The sequence below is a fragment of the Hwangdonia lutea genome (assembly GCF_032814565.1).
In the GTDB taxonomy this organism is placed as follows: Bacteria; Bacteroidota; Bacteroidia; order Flavobacteriales; family Flavobacteriaceae; genus Hwangdonia; species Hwangdonia lutea.
On sequence record NZ_CP136521.1, the window covers coordinates 2,484,177 to 2,497,939 of the forward strand.

The window sequence follows — 13,763 nt, forward strand, 5'->3', positions numbered from 1 at the left end:
AGTAAAACCCCGGAATGATTAATTCCGGGGTTTTTTTAGTTGGTCATATTCTAGGTTGGTTTATATAGGCCTACTGTTTTCTAACACTACCGGACGAGCTTTTGTTTTTATTCACTTTTTCCGGATTGCCATAATATTTTATATCACCGCCGCTGGTGGCTTTTGCAGTAAGCTCTTTTACGGTGTTTACCGAAATGTCTGCGCCGCTTGTTGCTTTAACCTGACTGGATTCGGCAATTAAATTCGATGCCTTAATATCGCTGCCACTGGTTGCTTCGGCAATGAGTTTTTCGGTTTTACCAGATAATTTTAAATCGCTGCCACTGGTCGATTTACACTCCAAAATCGATGTATTTACATCTAATTTCATATCGCTGCCACTAGTCGATTTCAATTTCAAATGGTTGGCACTAATGGTATTTGTTGCGTATACGTCGCTACCACTTGTTGAGGTGATTGCCGAAATATCCTTAAAACTAACCATTACTTTTTTGGCCGTAGCTTTACCAATGTTTTCTTTGGTGTGAATTTTTAAAACACCATCAACCACTTCGGTTAAAATAAGTTCGTGTAAGTTTTCGTCGGCTTCAACCGTTAGGCTCACTTGGTCGCTTTGTGTTAAATACACATCTAAACCTTCGGTAGCTTTAATAGCTGAAAACGATTTGCTAATGCCGCGTTCTGCAATTTGTACATTGCCATTGCCACGAACGCCAGAGTTCATGTTAATATCAAAATTACATGATAATAGGGTCAAGCTTAATAAAGTAGCTACGATAATTTTTGTTAGTGTTGTCATTGTTGTTTGTTTTTTGATTGAATAATTAATTTTGATGATTCAAATATCTAAAAAGTAGTATGCCTTTTTAAATATACACTTCTGAAATGTTGTTTTTTATTGATGAATTGTTTTAGTTGTTTTTTGATTTGATAGAAATACCATCGCCATCAATGTTTACCTTAACATCGTCGTCTTTGGCTTTTACTCCAGTTTTATCAATTTTTAAGCTAGAACTATCCATGGTTACCTTTAGGCCTTTTTCGTTAATTTTGAGGCTGGAATTCTCATCTTTGATGTCCACATCTATTTTGTAATCTTTTTCTTCAACAGGGCAATCTAAACACTCAACATCATCTTCTAAAATTTTTAAATATTGATTGGTGTCGTTATAGGTAACAATAGTTCCGTGGTAGTTTTTATAATAGAAAAACGAGCTGGAATTTTTGTCGCATTTCAATACGGAACCTTCGGGTAAATACAAGGTAAGCCTTATTTCTTGATCGCTAAATTTATTTTTCGTGTCGGTTGTAAAATAGGAATTCAAAAGCAGTTCGTTATTTTTAAGGGCATAATTATAATTGATGTTTTTAGCGCGTTCAATAGCTGTTTCATAATTTCTACCATCGGCACTTTTAGCAATACTTATGGTGGCTAACGAATCGGTTGTCGATTTAACAATAATGGATACATCCGACGAATAAATGGTTTTCTCGCCATTTTCATTATGGGCAACTTTAAAATTATTACCATGCCTGTTTGTGTAATTGGTGTAAAGATCGTTTCCAACCATTTTTAAATTTACAGTATCGTTTGCCGTTATGTTTAGCTCCTTTTTCTCAACAAAGCGTTCGTTAAAAGCATGTTCGGTGGCTTGTCTCACACCAATAACAACCAATCCGATAATAGATATGAGCCACACACCCAACAGGGTGAATTTTGCAATATTGCCAATAGACTTTAGGTTGTTTATTAGAATTTTAAGCCCTAAATAGAATAGGAAAAAGAACGGAATACCAACGGTAAAAAAGGTTAATAACGATACGAGCCATATGGGTGTATTTCCGGCATTTACAATTTCCACAAGATCAAGACCGGGCAAATGGATTACATCTACAACACCTAAAGAAAGCAAGGTTACAATTAAAGCAATAAGCGTTACAGCGCCTATAAAAATTAATAGAACACCTATAAATTTGGCAAAAACCTTTAAGAAAAACATAATCACATCTCCAATGGTATCAAAAAAAGTTCGGGACGATGATTTTATTTTATTTCCTTGTTTCTGAAAATCCACTTTTTTGGCAGCACCCGCTACCGATTCGCTAACGTTTTTGGCTACATCGGTAACCGTTTCGGTAACGTTTTCAAACCCGTCTTTAATTTTTTTTTCAATGTTGCTAATGTTAACAGGCTCGCCGGTCATCATTATTTTTTCCGAGGTTGTTTTAGCTTCAGGCACTAAAATCCAAAGTAAAATGTATAACAAAATGCCCGTTCCAGCTCCAAAAATTAAAATAACCCAAGCCAAACGTACCCATAAGGCATCAATGCCAAAGTAGTGGCCCAAACCAGACGATACACCGCCAATATACGAGTTGTCTGTATCTCTAAATAATTTTTTAGAAGGCGCCGATTTGCTGCTGTACGTAGCTTTTGGCTCATCTTCAAAAATCTCGTCGTCTACCAAGTAATCTTCAGGTTGCCCCATAATGGTAATCACTTCGTCTACCTCTTTTATGCGTATTACTTGCTTATCGTTTTGTACACGCTCGTTAAAAAGTTCTGCAATACGTGCTTCAATATCTGCTATAATTTCAGATCGTCCTTGAGAGTCTGTAAATGAACGTTTTATAGCCTCAAGATAGCGTTGCAGTTTTAAGTATGCATCCTCATCTATATGAAAAAATATACCTGCTAAATTTATGTTGACTGTTTTATTCATTTTTTTGTTGTTTTTTGGCTTGTTACTATGGTTACTGCATTGTGCAATTCGCTCCAGGTGGTGTTTAATTCTTTCAAGAATAATTTCCCTGTTTCGGTTAATCCGTAATATTTACGTGGTGGTCCAGAGGTACTTTCTTCCCATCTGTAATTTAAAAGACCTGCGTTTTTAAGTCGCGTGAGCAAAGGGTAAATGGTGCCCTCAACCACAAGCAACTTAGCATCTTTTAAGGTGCTTAAAATTTCTGCTACATAAGCATCGTCGTCCTTTAAGACCGATAGTATGCAGAACTCCAAAACCCCTTTACGCATTTGTGCTTTTGTGTTTTCTATCTTCATGTTCTTAAGCGTTTTAATATTATGAAACTGTTCATTTTTTGATTGATTTGATGATTGTTATTGATGAAATTTTTATGTTGTCACTTCGAGTGATTCCTTTATTTTTATTGGAATTGTATCGAGAAGTTGGGCGTTACCCCGTTTGGTCGCTGAGGCTCCCGAATCGGGGTCGGGCTTTCCGTTACAAGTCCGCGCTCGTGCCTCGCTGTGGGCTTTCCTCTGCAATCCCTAACGCGGGCCAATCCGCAGTATTCAGTCTTCGGTACTCAGTCATCATTCTTACTTTAAAAAATTAATGGTTAACGGGTATTGGTACAGTTCGCCATCGCGTGCTTTTAAACTGGCAATTACAATAAAAACAAGCTCTAAAATAAAACCTATTATAGCAAAAGCACCTAAAGCGCCGCCAATATAAAGTAATGGCGATGGTTTGCCAATGTTGATATGAAAATTATGGAACCCGTTAAAATCTATAAAATCCAAACCGCTAAAAATCTTAAAAACAAAAAACGGAATAGTTAAGGTTCCTAAAATAATGGCGTACAATAAAATACTCATCTGAAAATTAATGGCTTGCTTGCCATGGGCATCTATAAATTCCGATTTGTTTTTATTTACGCTCCATAATACAATGGGGCCAATAAAGTTTCCAAACGGAATTATAAACCGGCTAAAGGTCGATAAGTGAATAAAAGTGGCGATGTTTTTTTGATGATTGTCTATCATGATTCTAAAACGTATAATAGTTTCTTATGCAAATATATGTCTAAAAAAAGGTACTTTGTTACGCATAGTACTAAAAATTAACAAAAATTTAACAAATTGAAATGTCAATTATTTTCGATAATTTTGATGAAATTCAATTTAAAAATGAAGTTAACCCCTAGTAAAATAAACACGTTCAACATTTTTAAACTGCCCGCGGTTTTTTTAATGGGTGTTCGTGTAAAATCAATAAACAACAAAGCCTGTACGGTAACGGTTAAACATAGATGGATAAATCAAAACCCATTCAAATCCTTGTTTTGGGCCGTACAAGGTATGGCTGCCGAACTTACAACCGGCGCTATTGTTATGGCAAAAATTGCAGAAAGCGGTAAAAATATTTCAATGCTGGTAACCACTAATAACGCCACATTTACCAAAAAAGCAACAGGCCGAATAACCTTTGTTTGTAACGATGGCGAATTAATAGATAAGGCATTACAAAAAACTATTGAAACAGGCGAGGGGCAAACCATTTGGATGAAATCTATTGGCACTAATAAGGATGGTGTAGTGGTGTCAACTTTCAATTTTGAGTGGAGCGTTAAGGTAAAACAGTAGGCAGTTTTCAGTATTCAGTAGGTAGTCGCAGTTAACAGTAAGTTCCATTAAGCTTTGCGTCTTAGCGCCTTTGCGCGACAATGTTTTAAGACTGTGGGTTTTTTATTGCCCAGAGATGCGCTCAGAAATTCGCTGAGATTCACAGAGAAATTTTGCAAGTTATTTGCCTTCGCGTATCTCCGTGTAAACTCCGTGAAACTCTGTGAAATAAATTTTAACACGCAATGTAATTTGGAAATATTTGTAACAAAACGCAAAACAAATCAACATATAAACAGCAAACAACTTAACAACATACAATATTATGACAGCACACGAAATTGACTACCGCATCTACGGCGAAGAAATGCAATACGTAGAAATTGAACTCGACCCACAAGAAGGCGTTGTTGCCGAAGCAGGAAGCTTTATGATGATGGACGATGGCATTAAAATGGAAACCATTTTTGGTGATGGCTCGGAAAAAGATTCTGGATTTTTAGGTAAAATTTTTGGAGCCGGAAAACGCATACTTACCGGCGAAAGTTTATTTATGACGGTCTTTTATAACGATTTGGTAGGCAAACGAAACGTCTCTTTCGCATCACCCTATCCAGGAAAAATTATACCGATTGACTTAACCCGATTTAACGGTAAATTTATTTGCCAAAAAGATGCTTTTTTATGTGCCGCAAAAGGGGTGAGTGTCGGTATTGAATTTTCTAAAAAACTAGGTCGTGGTTTCTTTGGTGGCGAAGGTTTCATTATGCAAAAACTAGAAGGCGATGGTATGGCATTTGTGCACGCTGGAGGCACCATGGCCATGAAAGAGTTGGCCGTGGGCGAAACATTACGTGTTGATACCGGCTGTATTATAGGTTTCGACCAAACGGTGGACTATGATGTTGAGTTTGTGGGAGGTATAAAAAATACCATATTTGGTGGCGAAGGTTTGTTTTTTGCAAAGCTTCGAGGTCCGGGAACGGTTTATATTCAATCCTTACCGTTTAGTCGTTTGGCAGGTCGTGTTTTGGCATCGGCACCAAGGGGTGGCGGCAAAGATAAAGGTGAAGGTAGTATACTCGGAGGCTTGGGAGATTTGTTGGATGGAGATAATAGATTTTAATTGTTAAACTTTCATTAATTTGACTAAATGAGGCAATTTTTTATTAACTTTAGGTGTTTAATAAAACATAGAAAGCCTATACACAAATCTACTTTTAATTTAAACCAAAATCCCAACAGTAATTATGGCAAGAGCAATGCTAGAGTATACTAAAACTGTACTTAATAAAGTAAGTTTTGATACAACGTTGTTTTGCAAAGAAGTACAAAAGGCAGTTAACAGGTTGTTACCCTACGAGATTGAAGAGCTTAAAATTTATATTCAATCTATTGTGCAGCAAAACCCAGAATTAAATCAATGTTTAATCTATTTAAAAGCATAAAAAAAGCGACCTTCGGGTCGCTTTTTTAATTTTATTTGTTTGAAGACAGCGGACTAATAATTTCTACATTCTGAAAAGCAATAGCTCCCCGAACAATACCTGAAATAGTGTCTTGTAAAGCTTCAACAATCTGTATTTTCAATTCGTTTTTGTGGTATATTAAACTCACTTCCCGCGCAGGTGTGGGCTCGTTAAAATGATGCAGGTTTTCTTTTTCATCTTCTTTGATATCCAAAGTATGTAAATAGGGTAAAAGCGTCATGCCCAAACCTTCGTTTGATAATTTTATAAGCGTTTCAATACTGCCACTTTCCAATTGAAATTGGTCGTTGGTTTGATTTTTAAACGCCTTGCAAAGATTAATTACACCATCCCTAAAACAGTGTCCATCTTCAAGAAGTAACATATCGCTTATATCTAAATCGGATATCTTAATTTTTTTATTGGAATGCAAACGGTGGCCTTTTGGAATGTAACTCACAAAAGGTTCAAAATACAATACACGTTCTTTTATGGTTTCGTTTTCAAGAGGCGTTGCAGCAATGGCGGCATCCAAATGCCCCTCGGTGATGCGTTCGATAATTTCTTCGGTTGTTAATTCTTCTATTTTAAGTTTTACTTTGGGATGTTTTTTTATAAAAGCTTTTAAAAACATGGGTAACAACGTAGGCATAATGGTTGGAATGATTCCCAGCTTAAACTCACCGCCAATAAAGCCTTTTTGCTGATCTACGATATCTTGAATTCGATACGATTCGTTAACGATATTTCTCGCCTGATTCACAATTTTTTTACCAATTTCGGTAAGTTCTATGGGCTTTTTGCTTCTGTCGAATATTTGTACCTCAAGCTGTTCTTCAAGCTTTTGAATTTGCATGCTCAATGTGGGTTGGGTAACAAAACATTTTTCGGCAGCTTTGGTGAAATTTTGGTTCTCGGCCACGGCTAAAACGTAATATAATTGTGTAATCGTCATAAGTATCAATTTAGATTATAAAAATATAAAAACTATCAATAATATTTATTAAATAGCCTGATAATTATAAGTTAAATTTGTGGTGAAGAAAAAATCGATATTCCAATACCAAACAATTGATTTGGTTTAAATTACTGAAATTCAAAGTATTTACTTATTGATTTGATTTTTTATCCGAGCAAGAAAAGCCATTTGACTGATGAAAGCTCGGATATACACAAGAGGTTTAGTTTAGTTAGTTTTTAAGCGACTTACTTAGGGGTTGTAGCCAAAGTAAGTCGCTTTATTTTTGTGGATACTAAAACATAATATTTATATCTAAATCTTCCGATTTTAATTCAAATTTTGCCGATGCGAACTGTGGTGGCCCATAACTTGCGGGGTTGTTGGATATTCCATACGATTCTTTTGGCATGCCGTTGTCTTCAAAATCCATTTGGTCGTTTTCGTTTTCATCGTGCAGCGCCATTACAGCATAGGTGCCAGATTCAACATTCTTAAAGGTTACGGTTATTTTTCCGTCTACAATTTTGCTTTGTGCGTTTTTAATGCCTTTGCCTTTCATAAACGTGTTTTCTGTGTGCAACGCTAATAGCACATTACCTTTATTGTTTTTAATATTTTCAATGGTAACGGTAATGGTTTTTCCTTTTGGGTTTTCTTGAGCTTGTGCTAAAGTAACACTTAACAGTAAAGTAATAATGAGTGATAATGCCTTCATGATTTTTTGGTTTTAATGGTTTGACACGTTAAATATCCAATAGGAAAACAGGTTTTTATAATTGTTGTTACCCAATTGTAGATTTTATATGATGAAATGTTTTTTTGATAGAGGAAGGATGACCGTGGTCGAAAAACGCTAACCGGATGAAGTTGCAAGTTTACAATAGCCTTGGAAAACAAGCGCGTTAGGGATTGTAATGGAAATCTTTTTTTGAGGTACGAAAAAAAGATTGTATTGAAAAGCCCAACCCAGCTTGGGAGCCTCAGTGGCCAAACGGGGTAACGCCCAAAACTAAAGCAACCCTCGTGATTTAATTTCCAAATACTTGTTGATGGTATCGATGGTAAGGTTTTCGGGTGTGGTTAATATGGAATAGATGCCGTATTTTTTGAGTTCGTTAACGATTAAACGTTTTTCGAAATCGAATTTCTCTGCAATCACCTTATCGTAAATTTGTTGTACGGTTTCGGCTTTTTGGGTGATTAAACTGTTCAACTCGGTATTTTTAAAGAAAATAACCACCAATAAATGGCTTTTGGCAATGGCTTTTAAATAGGGTAGTTGGCGATTTAGTCCGTCTAAAGTTTCAAAATTCGTGTACATTAAAATGAGGCTTCGTTGGGTAATGTGCCTTTTAATATTGCCGTAAAGTCTGCTAAAATCGCTTTCGTGAAAATCTGTTTTTACGTTGTAAAGTGATTCTAAAATAAGCTGCATTTGTGAGCTTCTTCGTTGGGCAACCACAATGTTTTCAATCTTTTTTGAGAACGACAACATACCCGCTTTATCGTGCTTTTTTAAAACCACATTGCTGATAACAAGTGTCGCATTTATGGCGTAATCCAAAAGGCTTAAGCCGTTAAACGGCATTTTCATTATGCGGCCTTTATCGATAACGGAATAGATGGGTTGCGATTTTTCGTCTTGAAATTGATTGACCATTAATTGGTTGCGTTTTGCTGTGGCTTTCCAATTGATGGTGCGCAAATCGTCGCCCAAAACATAGTCTTTAATCTGTTCGAATTCCATGGTGTGCCCAAGTCTGCGGACTTTTTTAAGACCGTATTCAAGCGCATTTTGGTTGATATTTAAAAGCTCAAACTTTTTTAATTGTTTAAAACTTGGATAGGTTGGTACCATCGCACCATTATTAAAAGTGAAGCGTTTTGCTACTAATTTTAAAATGGAAGAGGCATAAACATTTAAGTTGCCAAAATGATACTCACCACGCTCCGTTGGTTTTAAAGGATACGAAATTGATTTGGCTTTTCTTGGGGCAACCGCGTCTATAATCTTAAAATCCCGCACCTGAAATTGCTCGGGTATTTCGTCAATAATTTCCAAGTGAATGGTAAACGGGTAGTTGTTGTTGATGTTTAAATGGATGGCATTTTTATCGCCGTTTGAAAATTTATCGGGTAAAATCCGGCGTGCTTCAATTTTGTTTTTCCCAATAAAAACAATTAGAACATCTAAAACAAAAAGCAAAATAAGCACTAGAATAGAGAGCTGTGCGATGTTAAATAATAGCGGCACAAAATAACTTAAACCAAACAATACCACAATGCCAATGCCTGTGTAAAAAAATCGGGGTTGTATGTAGAATGGTTTAAAGAATTTCAATTTTGTTAGAAGTTAGAAGTTAGAAGTTAGAAGTTAGAAGTTAGAAGTTAGAAGTGGGATTCTTCACTACGTTCAGAATGACAAAAATTAAACTATTCATTTTCAATCTGTTTTCCTATTTCATTTATTTCATCATGATTACCTTTTCCCTTTGGGTTATTTCCATATTCATTTGGTCCAAAATTTCCATCTGCAAAAAACATCCAAAGTTGATAAAAAGGAATAAGTTGGTACCAACCACTATTACCTCTGTCATGACAGCGTTTAGCACCTTGAACTATTAAAATGTAAAACAAAGGTATTATAATAGCTATTTCTAAATAATCAGCATACTCAAAACTATAATATCCGCTTAGAAAAGCAGTACCATTAATAATTAAGATATAACCCAAATATGTAAGACAATATTCAGTTCTTCTAATTCTTCCATCTGATGACAATATATTTTTAAACATTTTTCAATTTGTTAAGGGTAAGACTGAAAACTCATTTACCTCGGTACTTCAACCGTTTCAATAATTTGTTTGATGATTTGTTTGCTCGATACCCCTTCCATTTCGCGTTCGGGTGTTACAATAACGCGGTGGTGCAACACAGGAATTGCGGCACGTTTAATATCTTCTGGCGTTACAAAATCGCGACCGCTCATGGCGGCAAATGCTTTACTGGATTTTAATATGGCAATGGATGCCCGTGGCGATGCGCCCAAATACAAAAAGCGATTGTTACGCGTGGCCACAATTAGTTCCGCGATGTATTTTAACAAATGTGCTTCAACCAAAATTTGGGTAACCACTTGTTGATATTCCGTAATTTGTTTGGCTGTTAAAAACGAAGAAATAGTATCGGTTTTCTCGGTGTCTCGTAATTGGTGTTCTCTGGAAAGGATTTCAATTTCTTCATCTAAATTCGGGTAATCCACATCAATTTTAAACAAAAAACGGTCTAATTGCGCTTCGGGCAAACGGTACGTGCCCTCTTGTTCTATAGGGTTTTGGGTAGCCAGAACCATAAAAGGTGCGTTTAATTTGTACTTGTTACCGTCAATGGTTATTTGTTGCTCTTCCATCACCTCAAACAAGGCCGCTTGGGTTTTGGCCGGTGCTCTATTAATTTCGTCAATTAATATCATATTTGAAAAAATAGGACCTTTCTTAAATTCGAATTCAGAGTCTTTTAAATTAAAAACCGATGTACCCAAAATATCACTGGGCATTAAATCGGGTGTGAATTGAATGCGGCTAAAACCAACACTAAACGATTTTGCCAACAGTTTAGCCGTAATGGTTTTGGCGACTCCGGGAACGCCCTCGATAAGCGAATGCCCTTTGGCCAAAAGCGACGCAATTAACATGTCTACCATATCTTTTTGCCCCACGATAACTTTGCCAACTTCTTGTCTTATTTTTTCAACACTTTGTTGAAGTTCGGTTAAATCCAATCGGTTTTTAAACTGTAAATCGTTGGTGTTTTCCAAAGCACTATCGTCTATTGATGATACCGCGTTTTCAGGTTTGGGCATTAGGTCCTGATGGTCTTTTGGGTCTTTGTTTTCGTCCATAATTATTTTAAATAAAAAGCTTCGATGAGCTTGTTGAGTTGTATTAAGTTGTCTTCAAAAAACTCATTTTTTGTGCGCAACCAATTAATGTAATCGATTAGTTTTTTAACGTCTTCTTTTTTCTTTCCTGTTTTCGAGGCTAGTTTTACTATAAAATCATCATTTAAAACAGAAGTGTCCATATTAAAATCGGTACGGACGCGCTCCAAAAAATACGTTATTTTTTTATCAATTAAGTTTTTATGATCTTGGGTTTCAAAGTATAAATTAGAAATCGTTTTAACAAAAGCGACGGATGTATTTTGTAAAGGTTTAATGATTTTAATGATGCGCTGCCTCCGTTTCGCATTAAAAATCATAAATAAAATACCGAAAATTAAAGCAGTGTACCACGCCCATTTAAAGGACAATTGCTCTAAAAACCAACTGAGATTCGATTCTTTTTCCACATTGCCATCGTATCCTGTTTGTATTTTGGTGTACGAGTCAAAATACACATCGTTTTCGGGTAAATAGGAAATGATGCCTTCAGCGTATTTATACCGGTCTTCTTTTAAAAGATTGTAATTGGTGAATGCTTTGGGCTCTAAATGCAGATATATATTGCCTTCCCCAAAAGGGACGTGTATAAAATTTACGTGTTTGTAATCAATTTTAGAATGTCCTAAAACGGTGTGATTTACAGTGTCGAATTTTGAAAAATAATTGTCGCCCTCGTTTCTGTCGATAGCAATATTTTTTATGTCTAGGTATTTTAAAGATTGATACGAAATACTGTCTTTTGTATTCTCAATATATTCGACACTAATATTTAAGGTATCGTGAATTTTTTGGGCAAAATAATAATCTGATATAAAAAGGGTGTTTCCTGAATCTGCAAAATGCAATAATTCATCAACGGAATCGTCTTCCAAATAATCGGAATTGCCAATGATAACAAAGCTACCTTCAGCAATATGCTCGCCAAAACTATCCTCGGAGTGAGCCAGTAAATAACTCGCCGGTTGGTGGTAAACCGTTCTAACTTTATGGTTTTTAAAAAGTGTCGGTAATTCTTTATAAAATATGCTAACACCGTAGGGTTTGTTGCTTTTTTCGTTGAATGACTCTTCCCAATCCACCGTTTTGGTCGATTTGATGCCAAAAGCAATAGCGGCCGTAATTATTAAAGCGGCGATAATGAAAAGTATGGGGATTATTTTTTTCATTATTTAACCTGATTTAAAAGCGTTATAAAATTACTTTTAGCTTTGCTGTATTCATCGTTATTCAACGGGAATTCGCCATACCAGATATAATTGTATAAATATGAGGTGTAGGCAAATTTTTTACTGAATGGTTTTTCATTTATTTCATTCAAATACTCAGCATTGGTTTTGTCGTCCTCAAATTTTATATGGTTTTTTAAGCTTAGTGTTTTTAAAACCAGCAAATAATAATACCTAATGGCAAGCCTAAAATCATGGTCATTTTCAGCATTTAAGATGAGCGTATCAATATCTGCATTTTCAATATTTTCGGCAGTAATGTCTTCGTAATGGGTAAGTTTTCTGTTTTGTCTCGAAGAAAACAAACCAGTGCCACCTTCGTTAAGTAAAATGTAAACCAAATAGATTACGGCAATGGCCAATGCCAAATAAAACAACCAAGCAAAAGGGCCAAGGTTGATGCTGAAACCATCGGTATTATTCTCATTTCTTTGTGCTGGTTTACCGTTTTTGTAATCTTCGTATTTGCCCGAACCACTTGGTGTTTGGGTTACAATTTTTCTACCTTCATAATTGTATTTTCGGCTGGAATAACGCGTTTTAAAATCGTTGTCGAATTGCCTAATATGCTCCGGTTCCTGAACCATAGACACCCCAAAAATACTTTGAGAACTTGTAACACTCAAAAGCAAGAAAATGATAATATATAACCGATTTATTTTCAAGCAAATGAAGGTTTTAAAAGTGGTAAACTCGTTACTTCTTTTTGTACCTTAAAAGGGTAAATTAAATAGTAATAACTGATGATGCCAAGGGTAATTAAAATAATACCAACCGATAAAAAATGCGGCATAATATTGGAATAGCGGGTTACAAAGCCTTCTAAAAAGCCAGCAAAAAAGGTAAACGGAAAGGTGCTTATTAAAATTTTCACACCTATTTTTGCCCCGTGTTTAAACGAGGTATATCTGGAATGCGTACCCGGAAATAAAATGCTGGCACCAAGAATTAATCCTGCAGCACACTCGATAACGATGGCAAAAATTTCCATAGAGCCATGAATCCAAATCCCGCGAACACTTTCCCAAAACACACCTTTTTCATAAAAGAAATACTGAAAAGAACCCAGCATAATACAATTTTTAAACATGATATAAAGTGTGCCAACGCCACCAAAAACCCCCAAGATAAAAGCAATAATGCCCACCCGCAGGTTGTTAATGGTAATGCCAATAAAACTGCCCCAATTGCTGCCGCTTTTGTAAACCGCAACCGGATCGCCAGCTTCAATGTTTTCCAGCGACATGTTTACATAGTTATCGCCTAAAATAGAACGGACAAATTCGCCATCGTTGGCGGCCGAAATCACACCAATAAACGTAAACGTGACAAAAATGATAAAAGCGATATAAATAAATTTTCGATATTGGTAGCAAATTAATGGCACTTCGGTTTTCCAAAACTCGACAAATCGGTTGGTGTTTTCGCGTTTGGTTTTATAAATTTTTTGGAATGCCTTGGCGGCCAATTGGTTTAAGTACAAAATCACCTTACTTTTGGGGTAATAGGTTTGTGCGTAAGCCAAATCGTTAATTAAATGGATGTATTGCGAAGCGAGTTCGTCGGGGTCTTTAAAGTCATTATTAAATATAGCCTGCTCGAAACTCAACCATTTTTCCTTATTTTGTTTGATGAATGAAACTTCCCTCATATATTTCTTCTGTAAAAAACTAAATTTTGTATCAAAAAATTACAAAATTTAGTTTCACTTCAGTAATCAACTTTGTTAATCCATGTCATTTTTTCATTCCGTTTTTTTAAATTTTCGAATTAAAAAATTCATGTATTTTTGATAAA

General features: G+C 35.8%; 15 protein-coding genes. 3 read left to right on the top strand and 12 right to left on the bottom strand.

All coding sequences use genetic code 11. The features are described 5' to 3' along the window. Positions 1 to 70 precede the first annotated feature (70 nt). The 4 genes from RNZ46_RS10835 to RNZ46_RS10850 form a co-directional block, all read right to left on the bottom strand. On the bottom strand, positions 71 to 799 hold the full coding sequence (locus tag RNZ46_RS10835) for a head GIN domain-containing protein (protein ID WP_316982220.1): 729 nt from the start codon (positions 797 to 799) through the stop codon (positions 71 to 73). A 112-nt stretch (positions 800 to 911) separates the two neighbouring features. Next, on the bottom strand, positions 912 to 2,723 hold the full coding sequence (locus tag RNZ46_RS10840) for a PspC domain-containing protein (protein WP_316982221.1): 1,812 nt from the start codon (positions 2,721 to 2,723) through the stop codon (positions 912 to 914). Next, a complete protein-coding gene (locus RNZ46_RS10845) occupies positions 2,720 to 3,061 on the bottom strand; it encodes a PadR family transcriptional regulator (RefSeq protein WP_311941389.1) in 342 nt (113 codons plus the stop codon). Before RNZ46_RS10845 ends, RNZ46_RS10840 begins: the two co-directional genes overlap by 4 nt. A gap of 279 nt (positions 3,062 to 3,340) precedes the next feature. Continuing rightward, positions 3,341 to 3,787 (bottom strand): DUF4870 domain-containing protein, encoded by a 447-nt coding sequence (locus tag RNZ46_RS10850; RefSeq protein ID WP_316982222.1) that lies wholly within the window; start codon positions 3,785 to 3,787, stop codon positions 3,341 to 3,343. Between the two features lie 144 nt (positions 3,788 to 3,931). Here RNZ46_RS10850 and RNZ46_RS10855 point away from each other — a divergent pair, with 144 nt between their 5' ends. From RNZ46_RS10855 to RNZ46_RS10865, 3 genes are all read left to right on the top strand, one after another. Then, positions 3,932 to 4,387, top strand: coding sequence for a DUF4442 domain-containing protein (locus RNZ46_RS10855; RefSeq protein ID WP_316982223.1), 456 nt, complete (start codon positions 3,932 to 3,934; stop codon positions 4,385 to 4,387). 304 nt (positions 4,388 to 4,691) lie between these two features. Further along, positions 4,692 to 5,492, top strand: coding sequence for a TIGR00266 family protein (locus tag RNZ46_RS10860; protein ID WP_316982224.1), 801 nt, complete (start codon positions 4,692 to 4,694; stop codon positions 5,490 to 5,492). A gap of 124 nt (positions 5,493 to 5,616) precedes the next feature. Beyond that, the gene (locus RNZ46_RS10865) at positions 5,617 to 5,814 is read left to right on the top strand and encodes a hypothetical protein (protein ID WP_316982225.1); all 198 of its coding nucleotides are present in this window, start codon (positions 5,617 to 5,619) and stop codon (positions 5,812 to 5,814) included. A gap of 31 nt (positions 5,815 to 5,845) precedes the next feature. On the opposite strand, the gene RNZ46_RS10870 is transcribed toward RNZ46_RS10865, so the two are convergent. The 8 genes from RNZ46_RS10870 to RNZ46_RS10905 all read right to left on the bottom strand — a co-directional run bounded on the left by RNZ46_RS10870 (position 5,846) and on the right by RNZ46_RS10905 (position 13,617). After that, positions 5,846 to 6,790: a LysR substrate-binding domain-containing protein gene (locus tag RNZ46_RS10870; protein ID WP_316982226.1), complete on the bottom strand. Its 945-nt coding sequence runs from the start codon at positions 6,788 to 6,790 to the stop codon at positions 5,846 to 5,848. Positions 6,791 to 7,088: 298 nt separating this feature from the next. Further along, entirely contained in the window at positions 7,089 to 7,511 is a 423-nt protein-coding gene (locus tag RNZ46_RS10875; protein WP_316982227.1) for a DUF2141 domain-containing protein, read from the bottom strand. A gap of 294 nt (positions 7,512 to 7,805) precedes the next feature. Beyond that, positions 7,806 to 9,137, bottom strand: a complete 1,332-nt coding sequence (locus RNZ46_RS10880) for a DUF58 domain-containing protein (RefSeq protein WP_316982228.1) — start codon at positions 9,135 to 9,137, stop codon at positions 7,806 to 7,808. A gap of 92 nt (positions 9,138 to 9,229) precedes the next feature. After that, positions 9,230 to 9,592 carry a DUF805 domain-containing protein gene (locus RNZ46_RS10885; RefSeq protein ID WP_316982229.1) on the bottom strand — a complete coding sequence of 121 codons (363 nt, stop codon included), beginning with the start codon at positions 9,590 to 9,592 and terminating at the stop codon, positions 9,230 to 9,232. A gap of 35 nt (positions 9,593 to 9,627) precedes the next feature. Next, complete coding sequence (locus RNZ46_RS10890; protein ID WP_316984989.1) at positions 9,628 to 10,659, bottom strand: AAA family ATPase; 1,032 nt, start codon at positions 10,657 to 10,659, stop codon at positions 9,628 to 9,630. A gap of 41 nt (positions 10,660 to 10,700) precedes the next feature. Further along, positions 10,701 to 11,906 (bottom strand): DUF4350 domain-containing protein, encoded by a 1,206-nt coding sequence (locus tag RNZ46_RS10895; protein WP_316982230.1) that lies wholly within the window; start codon positions 11,904 to 11,906, stop codon positions 10,701 to 10,703. Beyond that, positions 11,906 to 12,592, bottom strand: a complete 687-nt coding sequence (locus tag RNZ46_RS10900; protein WP_316982231.1) for a hypothetical protein — start codon at positions 12,590 to 12,592, stop codon at positions 11,906 to 11,908. The genes RNZ46_RS10895 and RNZ46_RS10900 overlap by 1 nt, the downstream gene beginning before the upstream one ends. Positions 12,593 to 12,627: 35 nt before the next feature. Then, on the bottom strand, positions 12,628 to 13,617 hold the full coding sequence (locus tag RNZ46_RS10905) for a stage II sporulation protein M (protein WP_316982232.1): 990 nt from the start codon (positions 13,615 to 13,617) through the stop codon (positions 12,628 to 12,630). Positions 13,618 to 13,763 lie beyond the last annotated feature (146 nt).